This window comes from Microbulbifer sp. JSM ZJ756 (assembly GCF_044383805.1).
Taxonomy (GTDB): domain Bacteria; phylum Pseudomonadota; class Gammaproteobacteria; order Pseudomonadales; family Cellvibrionaceae; genus Microbulbifer; species Microbulbifer zhoushanensis.
Genome location: NZ_JBISER010000006.1, coordinates 164,440 through 179,347 on the forward strand (window position 1 = coordinate 164,440; position 14,908 = coordinate 179,347).

Genomic DNA, 14,908 nt, shown 5'->3' on the forward strand with positions numbered 1-14,908 from the left:
CACGCTCCTGTGCGCGCAAACCGGGCAGCATGGAGCCTATCCAGGCTCCTCCAGGGAAAGCTTTTCACGCCGACAAAACCGGCCGCGAAAAAACCGAATAAAAATTTAATTTTTCCGCTGTAAAAAAGCGGTTTTTTTGAATCTATAGTTATTGCTTTCGGAAAGCGATGGGCCCAAGATTCGCGCCCGAACAAACGCAACAGATAAGACGCCATGAAGCAGCAGCAGATAATAGACTGGACCCGGGAAGATTCCGCGGACCTGTATGGTATCCGCAACTGGGGGGCAGGATATTTCGACCTTAACGAGGCAGGCGAGATTACCGCGCAGGCACCCACTACTGATGGCAACACGCAGTCCGTGTCCATGCTGGAAATTGCACGGGGCGCCATGGAGCGCGGCCTGGGCATGCCGCTGCTTTTGCGCATCGAAAACCTGCTGGACGCCCAGGTTGCGCTGATCAACACGTCCTTCGCACGGGCCATCGAGCAGTGCGGCTACAACAATGTGTTCCGTGGCGTCTTCCCGATCAAGGTGAACCAGCAGTGCCAGGTGATCGAGGAAATTGCACGCGCTGGCAGCCCGTTCAATCATGGCCTGGAGGCGGGCAGCAAGGCTGAGCTGATTGCGGCGCTGTCGACACTCGACAATACCGAGTCCCTGATTGTCTGCAACGGCTACAAGGATGAGGAATTTATCAATCTGGGCCTGCAGGCGCAGCGCCTGGGCGTGCAGGTATTTTTTGTGGTGGAGACACCATCGGAAGTGGCCACCATTATCGCCTGCGCCGAACGGGAGCAGGTGCGCCCCAATATCGGCGTGCGCATCAAGCTGGCCTCCAAGGTGGGCGGTTACTGGAATGCCACCAGTGGCGACCGCAGTATTTTCGGCCTGGGCAGTAACGACCTGATCGCCATGGTGGACCAGTTGCGCCACCACGATATGCTCGACTGCCTCAAGCTGCTGCACTACCACCTGGGTTCACAGGTACCGAACATCCGCGACATTCGCACCGGCGTTCTGGAAGCGTGCCGCTATTATGCGGACCTAGTGGAAGAAGGCGCCGCGATGGGCTACCTGGACCTGGGCGGAGGCCTGGCAGTGGACTATGACGGCTCCAAGACCAACTACACGCACAGCAAGAATTACTCCCTCGACGAGTACTGCGTGGATGTGGTGGAAGCGATCATGGGCACCCTGGACAGCGAGGGCGTGGCCCACCCGGTGATCATTACCGAATCGGGCCGCGCCACCGTGGCCTACTCCTCGGTACTGCTTTTCGACATCCTCGACACCACCCGCTTTGAGCCGGTGGAACTGGAACACACGAAAATCACCGAAGACGACCACCCGATGCTGCGTTATCTCCAGGATGCGGCTAACAATGTGACCGCAAAGAACCTGCAGGAGAGTTATAACGATGCCCTGTACTACCGCGATGAAGTGCGCTCGCTCTATCTGCACGGGCAGGTGAGCCTGCGCGAGCGCGCCAACGCGGAGAACCTGTTCCTGCAGGCGGCGCAGAAAATTCGCGCCCTGCTCGACGAGGCCGAGGAAATCCCGGTGGACCTGCAGGCGCTACCCGAGGTGCTGTCTGATATCTATTACGCCAATGTGAGTGTGTTCCAGTCACTGCCGGACATGTGGGCCATCGACCAGGTCTTCCCGGTCGTACCGATTCATCGCCACGATGAGGCGCCTACCCGCTCGGCGATCATCGCGGATATCACCTGTGACTGCGACGGCAAGATCGACCGCTTTATCGGCCGCCAGGAAGAACAGAAAACCCTGCCGCTGCACCCCCTGAAAGACGGCGAGGACTATATCCTGGGCGCCTTCCTCGTGGGCGCCTACCAGGAAACCCTCGGGGACCTGCACAACCTGTTCGGCGACACCAATGTGGTCAATGTACGGATCAACGGCGACGGCAGCGTCGATTACAACCGCGAAATACAGGGTGACAGCATTGCCGATGTGCTGAGCTACGTTGAGTACCGCCCTCAGGACATGTTCGAACGGTTCCGCAAGCTGGCGGAAAAGGCAGTCAAGGACGGCCGCATCAGCCCGCAACAGCGCAAGCAGATACTGCACACTTATACCGCCAGCATGAGCGGTTATACCTATTTTGAGAAATAGCCACGGGGCTTTTGAAAATAGCCATGGGCGCCGCCTGGGAAATAACCCCGGGCGCTCCCTGAATTAAGGCCTTTTTTAGTAACCGGGTAGCGGGCTACCAGAACAATTACCGTTACCCGGGCACGGAAATTAACGGAGGATTTGCATGGCCAACGTATTGATTGTCGGCGCCGGCGGCGTCGGCCAGGTAGTGGCACACAAGTGCGCCCAGGTCGAGGAAGTGTTCGAGCACATCACCCTCGCCAGCCGCACCAAGAGCAAGTGCGACAAGATAGCCGGGATGCTGCCGCGCAAGATTGATACTGCAGAGGTAGATGCGGACAACGTGAAGGAAATGGTCGCCCTGATCGAGAAGGTCAAGCCGGACATGGTGATCAACGTTGCATTGCCCTACCAGGACCTGCATATCATGGATGCCTGCCTGGAAACCGGCGTGCACTACCTGGACACCGCCAACTACGAACCACCCGAGGAGGCCAAGTTCGAGTACAAGTGGCAATGGGCCTACCAGGAAAAATTCGAGAAGGCCGGCCTGATGGCCTTGCTGGGCAGCGGTTTTGATCCCGGCGTCACCAGTGTGTTTACCGCCTATGCAAAAAAACACCATTTTGACCGCATCAAGACGCTGGACATCATCGACTGCAACGCCGGTGACCACGGCCTGCCGTTTGCCACCAACTTCAACCCCGAGATCAATATCCGCGAGATTACCGCCAACGGCCGCTACTGGGAAAACGGCGAGTGGATCACCACCAAGCCGATGGAAGAGAAGCGCGTGTTCGACTTCCCTGCGGGCATTGGCGAGAAGGACATCTACCTGCTCTATCACGAGGAGCTGGAGTCGCTTTCGAAGCATTTCCCCGAGATCGAGCGCGCCCGTTTCTGGATGACCTTCGGTGCCAGCTACCTAAAGCACCTGGAGGTGCTGCAGAACGTGGGCATGACCAGCATCGAGCCGATCGAGTTCCAGGGCCAGGAGATTGTGCCGATCCAGTTCCTCAAGGCGCTGCTGCCCGACCCGGCCAGCCTCGGACCGCTGACCAAGGGCAAGACCTGTATCGGCAATATCGTCCGCGGCAACAAGGACGGCCAGGAAAAGATCTACTACGTCTATAACATCTGTGACCACCAGGAGTGTTACCGGGAGGTAAAATCCCAGGCCATTTCCTACACCACCGGTGTACCGGCAATGATCGGTGCCAAGATGATGCTGGAGGGCAAATGGATGAAGCCCGGGGTGTGGAACCTGGAACAGCTGGACCCGGATCCCTTTATGCACGACCTGAACCAGTACGGCCTGCCCTGGCAGGAAACCTGGCTGGACGAGCCATTCCAGTAACGCCCTCCCACACACCAGCCGGGACCGCCGCTGTCGCCCCGTCACAGGGGGGCGGCGCCCGGCATGTAACAATGAGCACCTATGGACCTGACGCCCCGCAAAGATTATTTCGGTAATTTCGATCCCTCCCGGGTTCCCTCCCCCTGTTTCGTGGTGGACGAGGCGGCACTGCGGGACAACCTCGCTGTGCTGGCCGATGTGCAGGAACGCAGCGGCGCCAAAGTGCTGGCCGCGCTGAAGGCTTTCTCCATGTTCCGCACCGGGCATCTCATCGCCGAGTACCTGAGCGGCACCTGTGCCAGCGGCCTGCACGAAGCGCGCCTCGGTTACGAGGAGTACGGCGGTCGCGACCAGGGTCGTGAGGTGCATGTTTTCAGCGCCGGCTACAAGGAGGACGAGCTGCGCCAGATCCTTGGCATTGCCCACCATGTGATCTTTAACTCCTTTTCCCAGTGGAAGCGCTACCGTGCGCTGTGCCTGGAGGCACAACAACAGCGCCCGGAGCTACGCTTCGGCCTGCGGATCAACCCCGAGCACTCCGAGGGCACCAACGCCCTCTACGATCCCTGCGCGCCCTGCTCGCGGCTGGGAATCCCGCGTGCGCTGTTCGAGGACGAGGACCTGGCCGGTATCAGCGGCCTGCACTTCCATACCCTGTGTGAACAGGATTTCGCCCCGCTGGCGCGCACGATTGCCGCGGTGGAGGAGAAGTTCGGCGAGCTGATACCCCGGATGGAGTGGATCAACTTCGGCGGCGGCCACCATATTACCCGCGGTGACTACCAGGTGGATGCGCTGGTGGATGCCGTGCGGGCCTTCTCGGCACGCCATGGCGTGCAGGTCTACCTGGAGCCCGGCGAGGCCATCTCGCTGTTTTCCGGTGTGCTGGTGGGCGAGGTAGTGGACCTGGCATGGAACGGCGTCGACCAGGCAATCCTGGATGTATCTGCCACCTGCCATATGCCCGACACCCTGGAAATGCCCTACCGACCCGACATCACCGGTGCGGCACGCCCGGGGGAACTGCCGCATACCTACAAGCTGGGCGGCCAGAGTTGCCTGGCCGGCGACAGTATCGGCGAGTACAGTTTCGCCGAGCCCCTGCAGGTGGGCGACCGGCTGGTGTTCGAGGAGATGGCGTACTACACCATGGTCAAGACCAACACTTTCAACGGCATTCCACTGCCAGCCATCGCGCTGTGGAATTCGTCTACCGACGCGCTGGAGATCGTGAAGGAGTTCGGCTATGAGGACTTCAAGGGCCGCCTCTCCTGACTGCCAGTGCGCAGGTGGCCGGCCAGCCCGGCGCAACCCGTTAACCCAATCCGCCCCGAAGGGACGAGCAACAATGCTTTCAGACAAAGATTACCCCATCTTCCTCGGCTCCGAGATCGACCAGCCCCGCGCCGAGGATGCCCTGTTCCATATTATCCCCATCCCCTATGAGGAAACGGTGTCTTACGGTGGCGGTACCGGCAAGGGGCCGGCATCGATCCTCGAGGCCTCCTGGCAGCTGGAAACCTTTGATAATTTTTCCTCACCCTGCGAGCTCGGCATCCATACCCGCTCGCCGGTGAATGTTTCCGGCACACCGGAACAGGTGATGGAAAACATTGCCGCCGCTACCCGCGAGGTGCTGGAACTGGGCAAGATGCCGGTAGGAATTGGCGGTGAGCACTCTGTCACCTGGGGAGTCATCAAGGGCCTGCTGGATGCAGGGGTGGAGGATTTCGGCGTGGTCCAGATCGATGCCCACGCCGACCTGCGCGACCGCTACGAGGGCCAGAAGCACAGCCACGCCAGTGTCATGCGCCTGGTGGTGGAGGCCGGTGTGCCACTGTTCCAGCTGGGCATCCGTGCCTACTGCGAGGAGGAAATGGGGGCGCGACAGAAGTACGGGGTGCACTACCTGGATGCCCACGAGCTGGTACCTGCCAATGTCCAGGAGTTTGCGCTGCCCGAGGACTTTCCCAGCAGGGTGTTCTTTACCCTGGACGTGGACGGGATCGACCCATCGGTCTTCCCCTCCACCGGCACCCCGGTCCCCGGGGGGCTCGGCTGGTACCAGACGCTGAACCTGTTCGAATCGGTGGCCCGGCAGCGGGAGATCATTGGTTTCGACCTGCTCGAGTTCGCCCCCATCGAGGGCTTCCACGCCTATGACTTCGCCGCCGCCCAACTGCTCTACAAACTGATGGGTATTGTCCAGCGCAACCGGCAGTGACCGGGGGTTTCCGGACGGAGCAGGCAACAATTCTTAACAAATGGCCATGGCGCCGGGCCAATGAAAGGGGTTAAAATTTAAACTAATGTAAGTACTCGCTTCGCCGGAGAAGCCATGAAATCGTTGAAAACGACGCTATGGGTGGCCGCCGTGGTGGTGCTGACTGCCTTTGCGTTTGCCCCCGCCGCCGACGCCCGCGGCGCCGGCTACGAGCGCCACGGCTACGGCCATCATCACTTCAAGCGCCATCACCACGGCCCCCGCCACTGGCGCGGCAGCCGCGGCCCGCGAATCTCGCTGGGGCTGACCTTCCCGGTACTGCCCCATGGCTTTGTCAACCTGAGTGTCGGTGGCAGGCCCTTCTACTACCACGGTGGCCACTTCTACCGCCACGGTCCGGCCGGTTACGTGGTGGTCTCCGCCCCCCTGGGTGCCTCGGTGGTCTCCCTGCCGGGCAGCGCCGTGCGGGTGGAAATCGGTGGCGCGATCTTCTACCAGTACGCCGACGCCTTTTACCAGTGGCATCCCGCGCGCCGGGTCTATGTGGTTGTCCCCCCGCCCGCCGGGGCCAATATAGCGGCACCCGCGCCACTCGCGCCACCCGTGCCACCCGTGCCCGCAGCCCCGATAAAAGGCGGCAGCGGCGGGCCGGTCAAGGGTGGCACTGGCTACGCACCGGGAGAAGTCCTGGACAGCCTGCCGACAGGCTACACGGCGGAGATTATCAACGGGGTCCAGTACTACCGCTACGGCGACCAGTACTTTATGCCCACCCAGCGCGATGGCCAGGAGGTCTACGTAGTGGTGCAGTTATAGGGCAGACCGCACAGCCAGGTGATTACGGCTGTGGATATGACAGGGGCGATCCGGGTGGATCGCCCTTTCTGTTTCAGGAGGGGGCAACGGGGCGTCAGTCGTCGCCCTGGTAATACTCCGGCGCCAGGTTGTCGAAGCGCGTGTACTTGCCCACGAAGGCCGCGCGGCAGGTGCCGATCTCGCCGTTCCGCTGCTTGCCGATAATCAGCTCCGCCATCCCCTTGTCGGGGCTGTCCTCGTTGTAATACTCGTCGCGGTAAATAAACAGGATCACGTCCGCGTCCTGCTCGATTGCACCGGATTCCCGCAGGTCAGAGTTCATCGGCCGTTTGTTGGGGCGCTGCTCCACACCCCGGTTCAGCTGTGACAGGGCGATGACCGGGCATTCGTACTCTTTCGCCAGCCCTTTCAGGGAGCGGGAAATCTCCGAGATCTCCTGGGTACGCCCCTCGGTGGCCCCCTTCACCTGCATCAGCTGCAGGTAATCCAGCATGATCAGGGCCGGCTGGCTCTTCGCCTCGGCGTCCTCACGGCTCATCTGCGGATTCTCCCGCAGCAGCTTGTTGGTGTGATCGCGCACGGTGCGCTTGGTCCGCGCCCGCACCTCACTGGGGGACAGCGCGGGGGTGTCATCGATATACAGGGCCTTGCCCTTCATCTTCTGCACCGCACTGGAGAGCTTGGGCCAGTCATCTTCCTGCAGTTTGCCATTGCGGATACGGCCCTGGTCGATGCGCCCGATCGAGGACAGCATCCGCATTACCAGGGAGTCGGAGGGCATCTCCATGCTGAACACGAGCGTCGGTCGCTCCTGGCTGAGCATCGCCGTCTCGATAAAGTTGAGTGCCAGCGCGGTCTTGCCCATGGACGGGCGCGCGGCGAGGATGATCAGCTCGCCGGGCTGCCAGCCGGAGGTGCGCTGGTCAAGTTCGGTGAGGCCGGTCCCCAGGCCGGTGAGGTCGCCCTCGGTCTTGAAGAGTTCGTCGATCCGCTCGACGGTCTTTTTCAGCAGCGCGTCGACACCGACAAAGCCACCGTCCTTCGCCCGCCCCTCGGCAATTTCCGCCACCCGGCGCTCGGCCATCTGCAGCAGGTCCGCCGAGGCCAGGCCGCCGGGGTTGAAGCTGGTACGACTGATCTCGCCAGCAGCGGCAATCAGCTGGCGCAGCATCGAGCGCTCACGCACGATCTTGGCGTAGGCGACGATGTTTGCCGCGGAGGGGGTGTTCTCGGCCAGTTCAGCCAGGTAGGCAGGCCCGCCGACGTCTGCCAGCAGGTCGCGACTGGCCAGGGCCTCGGCCAGGGTGACGATGTCCAGCGGCTGTTCCGCGTCCGCCAGCTGGGTCATTACGCCAAAGATCACCCGGTGACTGGCGACAAAAAAGTCCTGCTCGCCCAGCTGCTCCGCCACACTGTCGATGCGGCTGGAATCCAGCATCAGGCCGCCCAGCACCGACTGCTCCGCCTCTACAGAGTGCGGCAGGGGCGAGGTCTCCTCGGTCTGCAGTTCTTCTTCCGCTGCGGCGTATTCTTCGTTCATTGCAATAACTGACTACCAGAAACAGATCGGGCGCTGGATCCACAGGGAATCCAGCGCCCGATTGTAGCGCGACTGGGCCGCAGATGGGCATCCCATTGGAGTGAACCAGGTTCACCCGGGAGAATGCCCGGCCCGGCGGGCGAACCGCAGGGGCCGCCCGGCCGCCAGATAAGCGCGTGGCGCTTATTCTGCGACGATCACAACCTTGACGGTGGCGACAACGTCAGCGTGCAGCTGTACGTCGATGTCGTACTCACCGGTCTCACGCAGGGTGCCTTCCGGCAGGTTGACCTCGGCCTTGGCCACTTCAACGCTGTCGGCAGTAATTGCCTCGGCGATGTCACCGGCGCCCACGGAACCAAACAGCTTACCCTCATCGCCGGCATTGGCGGTGATGGTAACAGTCAGGCCGGACAGCTTCTCGGCACGCTCCTCGGCAGCCTTCACCTTCTCGGCGGCGGCAGCTTCCAGCTCGGCGCGCTTGGCTTCGAACTCGGCGATGTTGGCGGCAGTAGCACGGATGGCCTTGCCAGTGGGCAGCAGGAAGTTGCGGCCGAAACCGGCTTTGACCTCAACGCGGTCACCCACGTTGCCCAGCTTGCCTACTTTATCGAGCAGAATAACTTCCATCTCGGTTTCCTCAATTTCAGTATTGTGCGGCCCGTTCCTACTTGTTGGCGGAACGCCCGCGAATATCAATCCAGCTATCGATCAGCGCCAGCCCACACAGGAACCCGGCCAGCGGCAGTGCCGCGATTACCAGCGCCACATACATGGCCACCAGTGGACCGCGCCCCCAGCCCCGCTGGGCTACCAGCGAGTGGATCAGCGCAATGCCGGCCAGTACCAGCGGGAAGGCGACCACTGCGCCCCAGAAAGCCAGCCCCGGGGTCAACAGGCAGAACACCCACAGCAACATGGCCGTCGCCGCCAGCGGCAGCGGCATGCGCAGCTGGTGGAACTCCTCACGCAGCCCGCCAGGGTTGTACAGCAGCGCCTGCCACCAGCGGCCCAGTACCAGCGCCAGGGTGGCGGTAATCGCCGACACCAGTGCCAGGTAACCGGTGGCCAGGGCCTCACTGTTGAAGACCTGGCGCAACTGGTCGGCCTGTGCACCACCGGATTCCGTGGCAGCCTGCAACAGGGTCTCCAGCAGGCCACCGCTGAAATGCGATGTCGCCAGGATTCCCGCTGAGGCTACTGCGGTGAGCACCACCAGCCCCGACGTCCAGGAGCGGGTCCCGCGCAGTGCCAGGGCACCACAGAAGACCGCTGCCAGGTGCGTGGCTCCCAGGCCTGTCATCAGCGGGGAAAAGACCCCGCTCATGCCACCGGCAACCACCGGCAACAGGGCCCAGACCAGCACCATCAGGCCATCGTTGGTCCCCTTGCGCAGGCTCACCAGGGCCAGCGCTGCCGGGCTGATCAGGGGGATACCCACCATCGCAGTGAGCACCGCCCGCACGCGCCCGCGCATAATAAACTCAGCCAGGGCGCGCATATTTAGATAGCTTCTCTTGTAACGATTCTAAGCAAAACGGCTGCTTAGGCTTCGTGGCTGTCCGTGTACGGCAGCAGTGCCAGGTAACGAGCGCGCTTGACCGCAGTGGCCAGCTGGCGCTGGTAACGGGCCTTGGTACCGGTGATACGGCTCGGTACGATCTTGCCGGTTTCGGAAACGTAGGCCTTCAGGGTATCGAGATCTTTGTAGTCGATACGCTTTACACCTTCCGCGGTGAAACGGCAGAACTTACGACGACGGAAAAAACGTGCCATCTGGTAACCCCCTTACTCTTCGCTTGCCTGGTCGGAAGATTGCTCTTCGCTGGGCTTGGATTCGCCGGAAGACTTGTCGTCCTTCTCGGCGCGCTCGCGGCGCTCACTGCGCTCGGCACGGGCGGCCTTGCGCTCGCGGCTCTCTTTTTCCGCCTTCATGATCGGGCTCTCTTCGGTGATCGCTTCATCTTCGCGAATCACCATATTGCGCAGCACGGCATCGTTGTAACGGAAGTTGGTGGTCAGCTCTTCCAGAGCTTCTTCGGTGCACTCGACGTTCAGCAGAACGTAGTGCGCCTTGTGGATCTTGTTGATCGGGTAGGCGAGGCGGCGACGACCCCAGTCTTCCAGGCGGTGAACCTGGCCACCGCTGTCCTTGATGGTGGCGGTGTAACGCTCCACCATGCCGGGTACCTGCTCGCTCTGGTCCGGGTGAACCAGGAATACAATTTCGTAATGACGCATTTTTGCTCCTTACGGGTTAAACAGCCTCCCGGACAGTCCGGTGAGGCAAGGAGAGCGACGGCCCTGTTTGCGGGGGCACATCGCGGGCGGCGTATTCTATGCACTTGCCACCCTGGTTGCAAGTTGATCAATCGATCCAGCATACCCTCAGCCACCCCCGGGGCAAGTGGCCAACCGGTTTCATCTTTCCAGTCATGTCAGCATCCGCCGACCGGGGGTAACTTACTCCCCTCCACCCCGGAAACTCAGGAGCTGCCATGGCACCCAGCCAGGAGATACTCGATCACCAGTTCGGTCCCTTCCGGGTACCGGTCATGCTTCGCAGGCCCCGCGGCGACGCCCCGCTGCTGCTTGTGCTGCCCGCCCTGGGCGTGCCCGCCTCCCGCTACCAGCGCCTGCAGGAGAGCCTGGCGGAAGCCGGCTACAGCAGTGCGGTCACCGAGCTGCCTGGCACCGGGACCAGCCGGCCGCGCCCATCGCGGCGCTCGGACTTCGGTTACAACGACCTGGTGCACGGGTTCCTGCCTTCATTGCTGGAGCGGCTGGGATTGCCGACGGCAGTTCTCGGCCACAGTATCGGCGGCCAGGTGGCGACACTGGCTGCGAGGGAGGGGCTGACGGGACAGGCGCGTATTGTCACGGTCGCCGCGGGACACCTGCATTTCCGCTGCTGGCAGGGCAGCATGCGTATGAAGGTGCTGGCCCTGGCGGGGCTGGCCTGGGGCAGCGGCCACCTGCTGGGCTATTTCCCCGGCCGGGTACTGGGTTTTGGCGGTCACGAGGCGCGCGGGGTAATGGCGGACTGGGCAGCCTCAGTATTCAGCGGACGCTTCGCGCCGGAGCGGCGGCAAACTGGTGAGAACCGGGCAGGACCCTCCCTGCACCTGGCCATCAGCGGCGATGACTTCGCGCCACCGGCGGCAACTGCGCGACTGGCCTCGTTGCTGGGGGGCGAGGTACGCCACCTCGACCTACCGCTGACCGGCGGCAACCCGCACCTGAGCTGGCTGCGGGCACCGGACGCCATCGTTGCGGAACTGCAACGCTGGCTGGAATAAAGCCGGCACGCTTCCCTGTGCGCCGGGAAAAACTGTCGGCCCGCTTGTCGACGGGCCGTCGGGGACAATCAGAAGGTGTAGGTGACGCCGAGGCTGGCCTCGGTTTTGTCGTGGTCATACACCGCGAAATTCTCCTCGTTGTTGGTGAATGTCAGGTTGCCCGCCAGGCGCAGCCGCGGCGACACCAGCCACTGGGAGCCCAGCCACGCCTTGAGGCGATCGGCTTCCCGCTGCGCCTCGCGCACGACACCGTCGGTGTCAACCAGCCGGTTCTCACCGTCATAGGTACTCAGCCGGTACTCGGAACCTGCAGACAGTAACCAGTTGCCAGCGAGCGACCACTGCACCTCGGCGCCGAAGGTGTGCCGGACCGGGGAGTAGCTATAGAAGTTGTCGCCCGTCTCCGTGGCAACCAGCAGGTCGTCGCGGTCATTCAGGTCCAGCTGGTAGCCCACTTCCAACTGCGCGCGGCCCAGGGGCTGTTCCCAGTCGGCCCCGAACCGCTGGCGCGTCCCATCCAGGTATTCGTAGCCACTGCCACCGGAAAACCGTGAGGGCATAAACGAGAGCTCCAGCTCGCCGTCACCGATCCGCTGCCGGGCCTTGGCCTGGAGGCGCAGCTGTCGGAAAACCTCTTCGCCATCGAGGCCCACCTGTTCGGCCGCACCGCCCAGCTCAAGCTGCCAGGCCCCCCAACTCAGGTCCCGGGCGACACCGGCACTGAGGCTGCTGAGATCGAGGGAGCTGTACTCGGAGTAAGAACGCCGGAAGGCGTACCCCTGCAGGCGCCAGCCGTCGCTTGGCGTGCCTGCCAGCCGGTACTGGCCCCAGGCAAAAAGATCCGTATAGCTATCCTCCCCTTCGGACGCACCCGCCAGCAGCTCATCCCGCAGGGCGTAGGCGTTGTCATCGTAGCCCGCGGCCAGTCTCAGCAGCGCCGAGCCGCGCCGGCCGCCACCGCGGGCCGCCCCGCTGTCACGCGCGGGCCCGGCAGGCCTGGCTGGGTCATCCAGGTGATCCAGCCGGACACCAGCGAGGCGACGCAGCTTTTCCGAGCGCGACGCCGCTACTCTTTTATAGCGCCGCTGCGCCAGCTTTCGGTCACCCTGCTTCTCTGCCACCAGCCCCAGCTGGAACAGTGCCAGGTCGTGCCACTGCGGGCTGTCGAGCAGGGACTCAAACCAGACGCTGGCCTCCGGATAGCGCCCCAGCCTGTACAGGGTCACCCCCAGGTTGTAGGACAGGTTGTTACTACGGTTGCCACGCGCACGGGCGGCCTCGAAACGCTCCAGGGCCACGCCATAGTCTCCGCGCTTGAATGCAGTGGTCCCCTGGGAGAAAGCATCCTGCTCAGCGCTTGCCACGGTCGCACTGGAGGCGAGGCAACAGGCTGCCAATGCATTTATTATCGTGCGCACAAAACACCTCTTTTATATACACAAAAAGGCCGGGCATTCCTGCCCAGCCTGAAACCACATTTTTCCTTGCGCGAATCACCCGCCCGATGGCGTGTCGACCTCGGGGGTTTCTATATCCGGCCTGTTATCCAGCACTTCGTTTAACCTGTCCAGCACATCCTCAGGCAGGTTCTCAATCACATCGTCCGGGATATTCTCCAGGATTTCCTCAGCGGACCCCCCACCGGAGAGCGCATTATTAATAGCCTCACGAGCGGCCTCATTGGCATTGGCTGCCGCTTCGGCCAGTGCTGCTTCCGCATTCATGGCCGCTTCTTCAGCAGCCTCTACATCCCCGGCCACCTCTTCCAGCTCCTGGTCATCACCGCCCAGTTCGCCACTGCGTGCCGCCTCGGCCACCGCCAGGCCACCTTCCTGGATCGCCATGCGGGCAACATCACTGATCGCCTCCGGCAGCTCGATATTGTTGACAGCGTCTGCGGCGCTCTCGTTTGCCTCGACCACGGTTACTTCAATATCGAGGTCGTCATTATCGGCCTCTTCCTGTCCGAGCGCTGGTAGTGCAACCTGGGACGACAGGAATACGGCTGCAATCAGCAAGTTCTTATAAGCTTTCATTGTCCACCTCATCGTGGTTCGCTTTTCAACTTCTCTCTATATCTTTTGCATTCCCTGTGCATCCTGCCCCTGCAAGACGGCACCATTACCGCCGGGGACCGGTACCCGGAATTCCCGGCGGGCACCGTCGTGCTCTATCTCGATCAGAATCACATCATTTTCGCGATCATTACGCTGGCGTATCGGAAGTGTCAGGCGGTTGGCCCCGGCCTTCAGGTCCGTGCGCCACTGCAGGTCGCGCTGGTTCTCGAATCCGTCCACTTCCAGGTGCTCTGGCATTACCACCCGGATTTTTGCACCTGCCAGGTCCCGCCCACTCTTCAGGGCAAGTGTTACCGGCATCACCCCTGGGCTCACGGTTCCCGCCAGCTGCCCAACCGGCTCCGCTGGAGCCGGCGCCTGCCGGGGCAGGGCCAGGAAGATCGCCAGCAGCAGGCTCGCGGCAGTGGCCAGTTTCCAGCCGACAGCATTCGCCCCCTGCGGCACCCCGCGCGACTGGCTGATCGCAGTGCGCAGAACACGACTCTCGAAGCCTGCCTCCGGCTCGGGAGCCGGCATGGTACGCAGCAGGCGAGCGACCCGCAGGTCCTCGGCATATTCCCGGCAATCATGACAGCGACGCAGGTGTGCCAGCAGATCCGGCTCATTTTCGGGCTTGAGCTGTTCAAGCTGCTGCTGTGCCTGTCTGCAATGCATCATCATTCGCTCCCGTTTGTCCCTTAACACGACTCGGCAACGGTTTTGGTTCCCGTTTCCAGCGCCAAACGCAATTTTTTTCGTGCACGGTGCAATCGCGATTTCACCGTGCCCACACTCAGGTCGAGGATTTCGGCCACTTCCAGCACCGCATAACCCTCTACATCGTGAAGCAGAACCACATCCCGCCAGCCGCTGTCGATCGAGGACAGGGCCCGGTTGAGTTCGCGCTGCAGGATCAACCTCTCCAGCTGCTCACTCTCTACGGTGAGCCGCTCGTCAAACAGTGCATCATCCCCGGAGGGCTCGACACTATCGTCAATGGGGGAGTTGGCATTGCGACGATAGAGGTCGACAAAGCGCCGATACAGCACCCGGACCAGCCAGGGGCCCAGCTTGTCCACCCTCTCCAGCTCGTCGACTCTCGGAAACAGGCGGGTGAGGATGTCCTGCACCAGGTCCTCAGCCTCGTCGTTATTCTGTGTCCAGCGGTAGGCCATGCGATGCAGGAGGCGCAGGTGCGGGCGCACCAGGGCGGTAAACCGGTCTTCCGGTCTTTTCGGCCAGCGTAAAAACGTCATCGGGCTTACCCGTTCCCCCTAGAAATCGCACACAGACTGCTTGTGCATCCTACACGTGTCAGACAGGGAAAAGGTTCCCGGGCAGGAGCAATTATTTTCCCAACGCCCCACAGGCTTCGCCCAAACAGGTGTTCCGCACAGTTTTGCTGCAATGAAAAACCATTAACTGCCGGCAAGGAGAAACAGGGATCTCAAAGACAGGCATACAACGCGATCACGATTGCGCAAGCCATTGACTGGC

At 62.1% G+C, this 14,908-nt stretch carries 15 protein-coding genes; 6 read left to right on the forward strand and 9 right to left on the reverse strand.

Annotated elements, in window-relative coordinates; all coding sequences use genetic code 11:
* The first annotated feature begins 213 nt into the window (after positions 1 to 213).
* From speA to ACH6CX_RS11520, 5 genes are all read left to right on the forward strand, one after another.
* Entirely contained in the window at positions 214 to 2,136 is a 1,923-nt protein-coding gene (gene speA / locus ACH6CX_RS11500; protein ID WP_232940722.1) for a biosynthetic arginine decarboxylase, read from the forward strand.
* A gap of 145 nt (positions 2,137 to 2,281) precedes the next feature.
* Positions 2,282 to 3,475 carry a saccharopine dehydrogenase family protein gene (locus ACH6CX_RS11505; protein ID WP_232940721.1) on the forward strand — a complete coding sequence of 398 codons (1,194 nt, stop codon included), beginning with the start codon at positions 2,282 to 2,284 and terminating at the stop codon, positions 3,473 to 3,475.
* 81 nt (positions 3,476 to 3,556) lie between these two features.
* The gene (nspC, locus tag ACH6CX_RS11510) at positions 3,557 to 4,750 is read left to right on the forward strand and encodes a carboxynorspermidine decarboxylase (RefSeq protein ID WP_396675440.1); all 1,194 of its coding nucleotides are present in this window, start codon (positions 3,557 to 3,559) and stop codon (positions 4,748 to 4,750) included.
* Positions 4,751 to 4,823: 73 nt separating this feature from the next.
* A complete protein-coding gene (speB, locus tag ACH6CX_RS11515; protein ID WP_232940719.1) occupies positions 4,824 to 5,699 on the forward strand; it encodes an agmatinase in 876 nt (291 codons plus the stop codon).
* Positions 5,700 to 5,813: 114 nt separating this feature from the next.
* Complete coding sequence (locus tag ACH6CX_RS11520; protein ID WP_396675441.1) at positions 5,814 to 6,515, forward strand: DUF6515 family protein; 702 nt, start codon at positions 5,814 to 5,816, stop codon at positions 6,513 to 6,515.
* A 94-nt stretch (positions 6,516 to 6,609) separates the two neighbouring features.
* Here the strand turns inward: ACH6CX_RS11520 and dnaB are convergent, their stop codons facing one another.
* The 5 genes from dnaB to rpsF all read right to left on the reverse strand — a co-directional run bounded on the left by dnaB (position 6,610) and on the right by rpsF (position 10,296).
* Entirely contained in the window at positions 6,610 to 8,055 is a 1,446-nt protein-coding gene (gene dnaB, locus ACH6CX_RS11525) for a replicative DNA helicase (RefSeq protein WP_232940717.1), read from the reverse strand.
* 183 nt (positions 8,056 to 8,238) lie between these two features.
* Positions 8,239 to 8,685: a 50S ribosomal protein L9 gene (gene rplI, locus ACH6CX_RS11530; protein ID WP_232940716.1), complete on the reverse strand. Its 447-nt coding sequence runs from the start codon at positions 8,683 to 8,685 to the stop codon at positions 8,239 to 8,241.
* A 37-nt stretch (positions 8,686 to 8,722) separates the two neighbouring features.
* Positions 8,723 to 9,556, reverse strand: a complete 834-nt coding sequence (locus ACH6CX_RS11535) for a hypothetical protein (RefSeq protein WP_232940715.1) — start codon at positions 9,554 to 9,556, stop codon at positions 8,723 to 8,725.
* A 44-nt stretch (positions 9,557 to 9,600) separates the two neighbouring features.
* Positions 9,601 to 9,831, reverse strand: coding sequence for a 30S ribosomal protein S18 (gene rpsR / locus ACH6CX_RS11540; RefSeq protein WP_091514984.1), 231 nt, complete (start codon positions 9,829 to 9,831; stop codon positions 9,601 to 9,603).
* Between the two features lie 12 nt (positions 9,832 to 9,843).
* Positions 9,844 to 10,296, reverse strand: coding sequence for a 30S ribosomal protein S6 (gene rpsF, locus ACH6CX_RS11545; RefSeq protein WP_232940714.1), 453 nt, complete (start codon positions 10,294 to 10,296; stop codon positions 9,844 to 9,846).
* A 257-nt stretch (positions 10,297 to 10,553) separates the two neighbouring features.
* Between rpsF and ACH6CX_RS11550 the strand changes: the two genes are divergently transcribed.
* On the forward strand, positions 10,554 to 11,354 hold the full coding sequence (locus ACH6CX_RS11550) for an alpha/beta fold hydrolase (protein ID WP_396675442.1): 801 nt from the start codon (positions 10,554 to 10,556) through the stop codon (positions 11,352 to 11,354).
* A gap of 68 nt (positions 11,355 to 11,422) precedes the next feature.
* On the opposite strand, the gene ACH6CX_RS11555 is transcribed toward ACH6CX_RS11550, so the two are convergent.
* From ACH6CX_RS11555 to ACH6CX_RS11570, 4 genes are all read right to left on the reverse strand, one after another.
* Complete coding sequence (locus ACH6CX_RS11555) at positions 11,423 to 12,772, reverse strand: tetratricopeptide repeat protein (RefSeq protein WP_237064175.1); 1,350 nt, start codon at positions 12,770 to 12,772, stop codon at positions 11,423 to 11,425.
* A 75-nt stretch (positions 12,773 to 12,847) separates the two neighbouring features.
* Positions 12,848 to 13,390 (reverse strand): hypothetical protein, encoded by a 543-nt coding sequence (locus ACH6CX_RS11560; RefSeq protein ID WP_232940711.1) that lies wholly within the window; start codon positions 13,388 to 13,390, stop codon positions 12,848 to 12,850.
* 36 nt (positions 13,391 to 13,426) lie between these two features.
* Positions 13,427 to 14,089 (reverse strand): hypothetical protein, encoded by a 663-nt coding sequence (locus ACH6CX_RS11565; protein ID WP_396675443.1) that lies wholly within the window; start codon positions 14,087 to 14,089, stop codon positions 13,427 to 13,429.
* A 20-nt stretch (positions 14,090 to 14,109) separates the two neighbouring features.
* Positions 14,110 to 14,667, reverse strand: a complete 558-nt coding sequence (locus ACH6CX_RS11570) for an RNA polymerase sigma factor (protein ID WP_232940709.1) — start codon at positions 14,665 to 14,667, stop codon at positions 14,110 to 14,112.
* Positions 14,668 to 14,908: the final 241 nt, after the last annotated feature.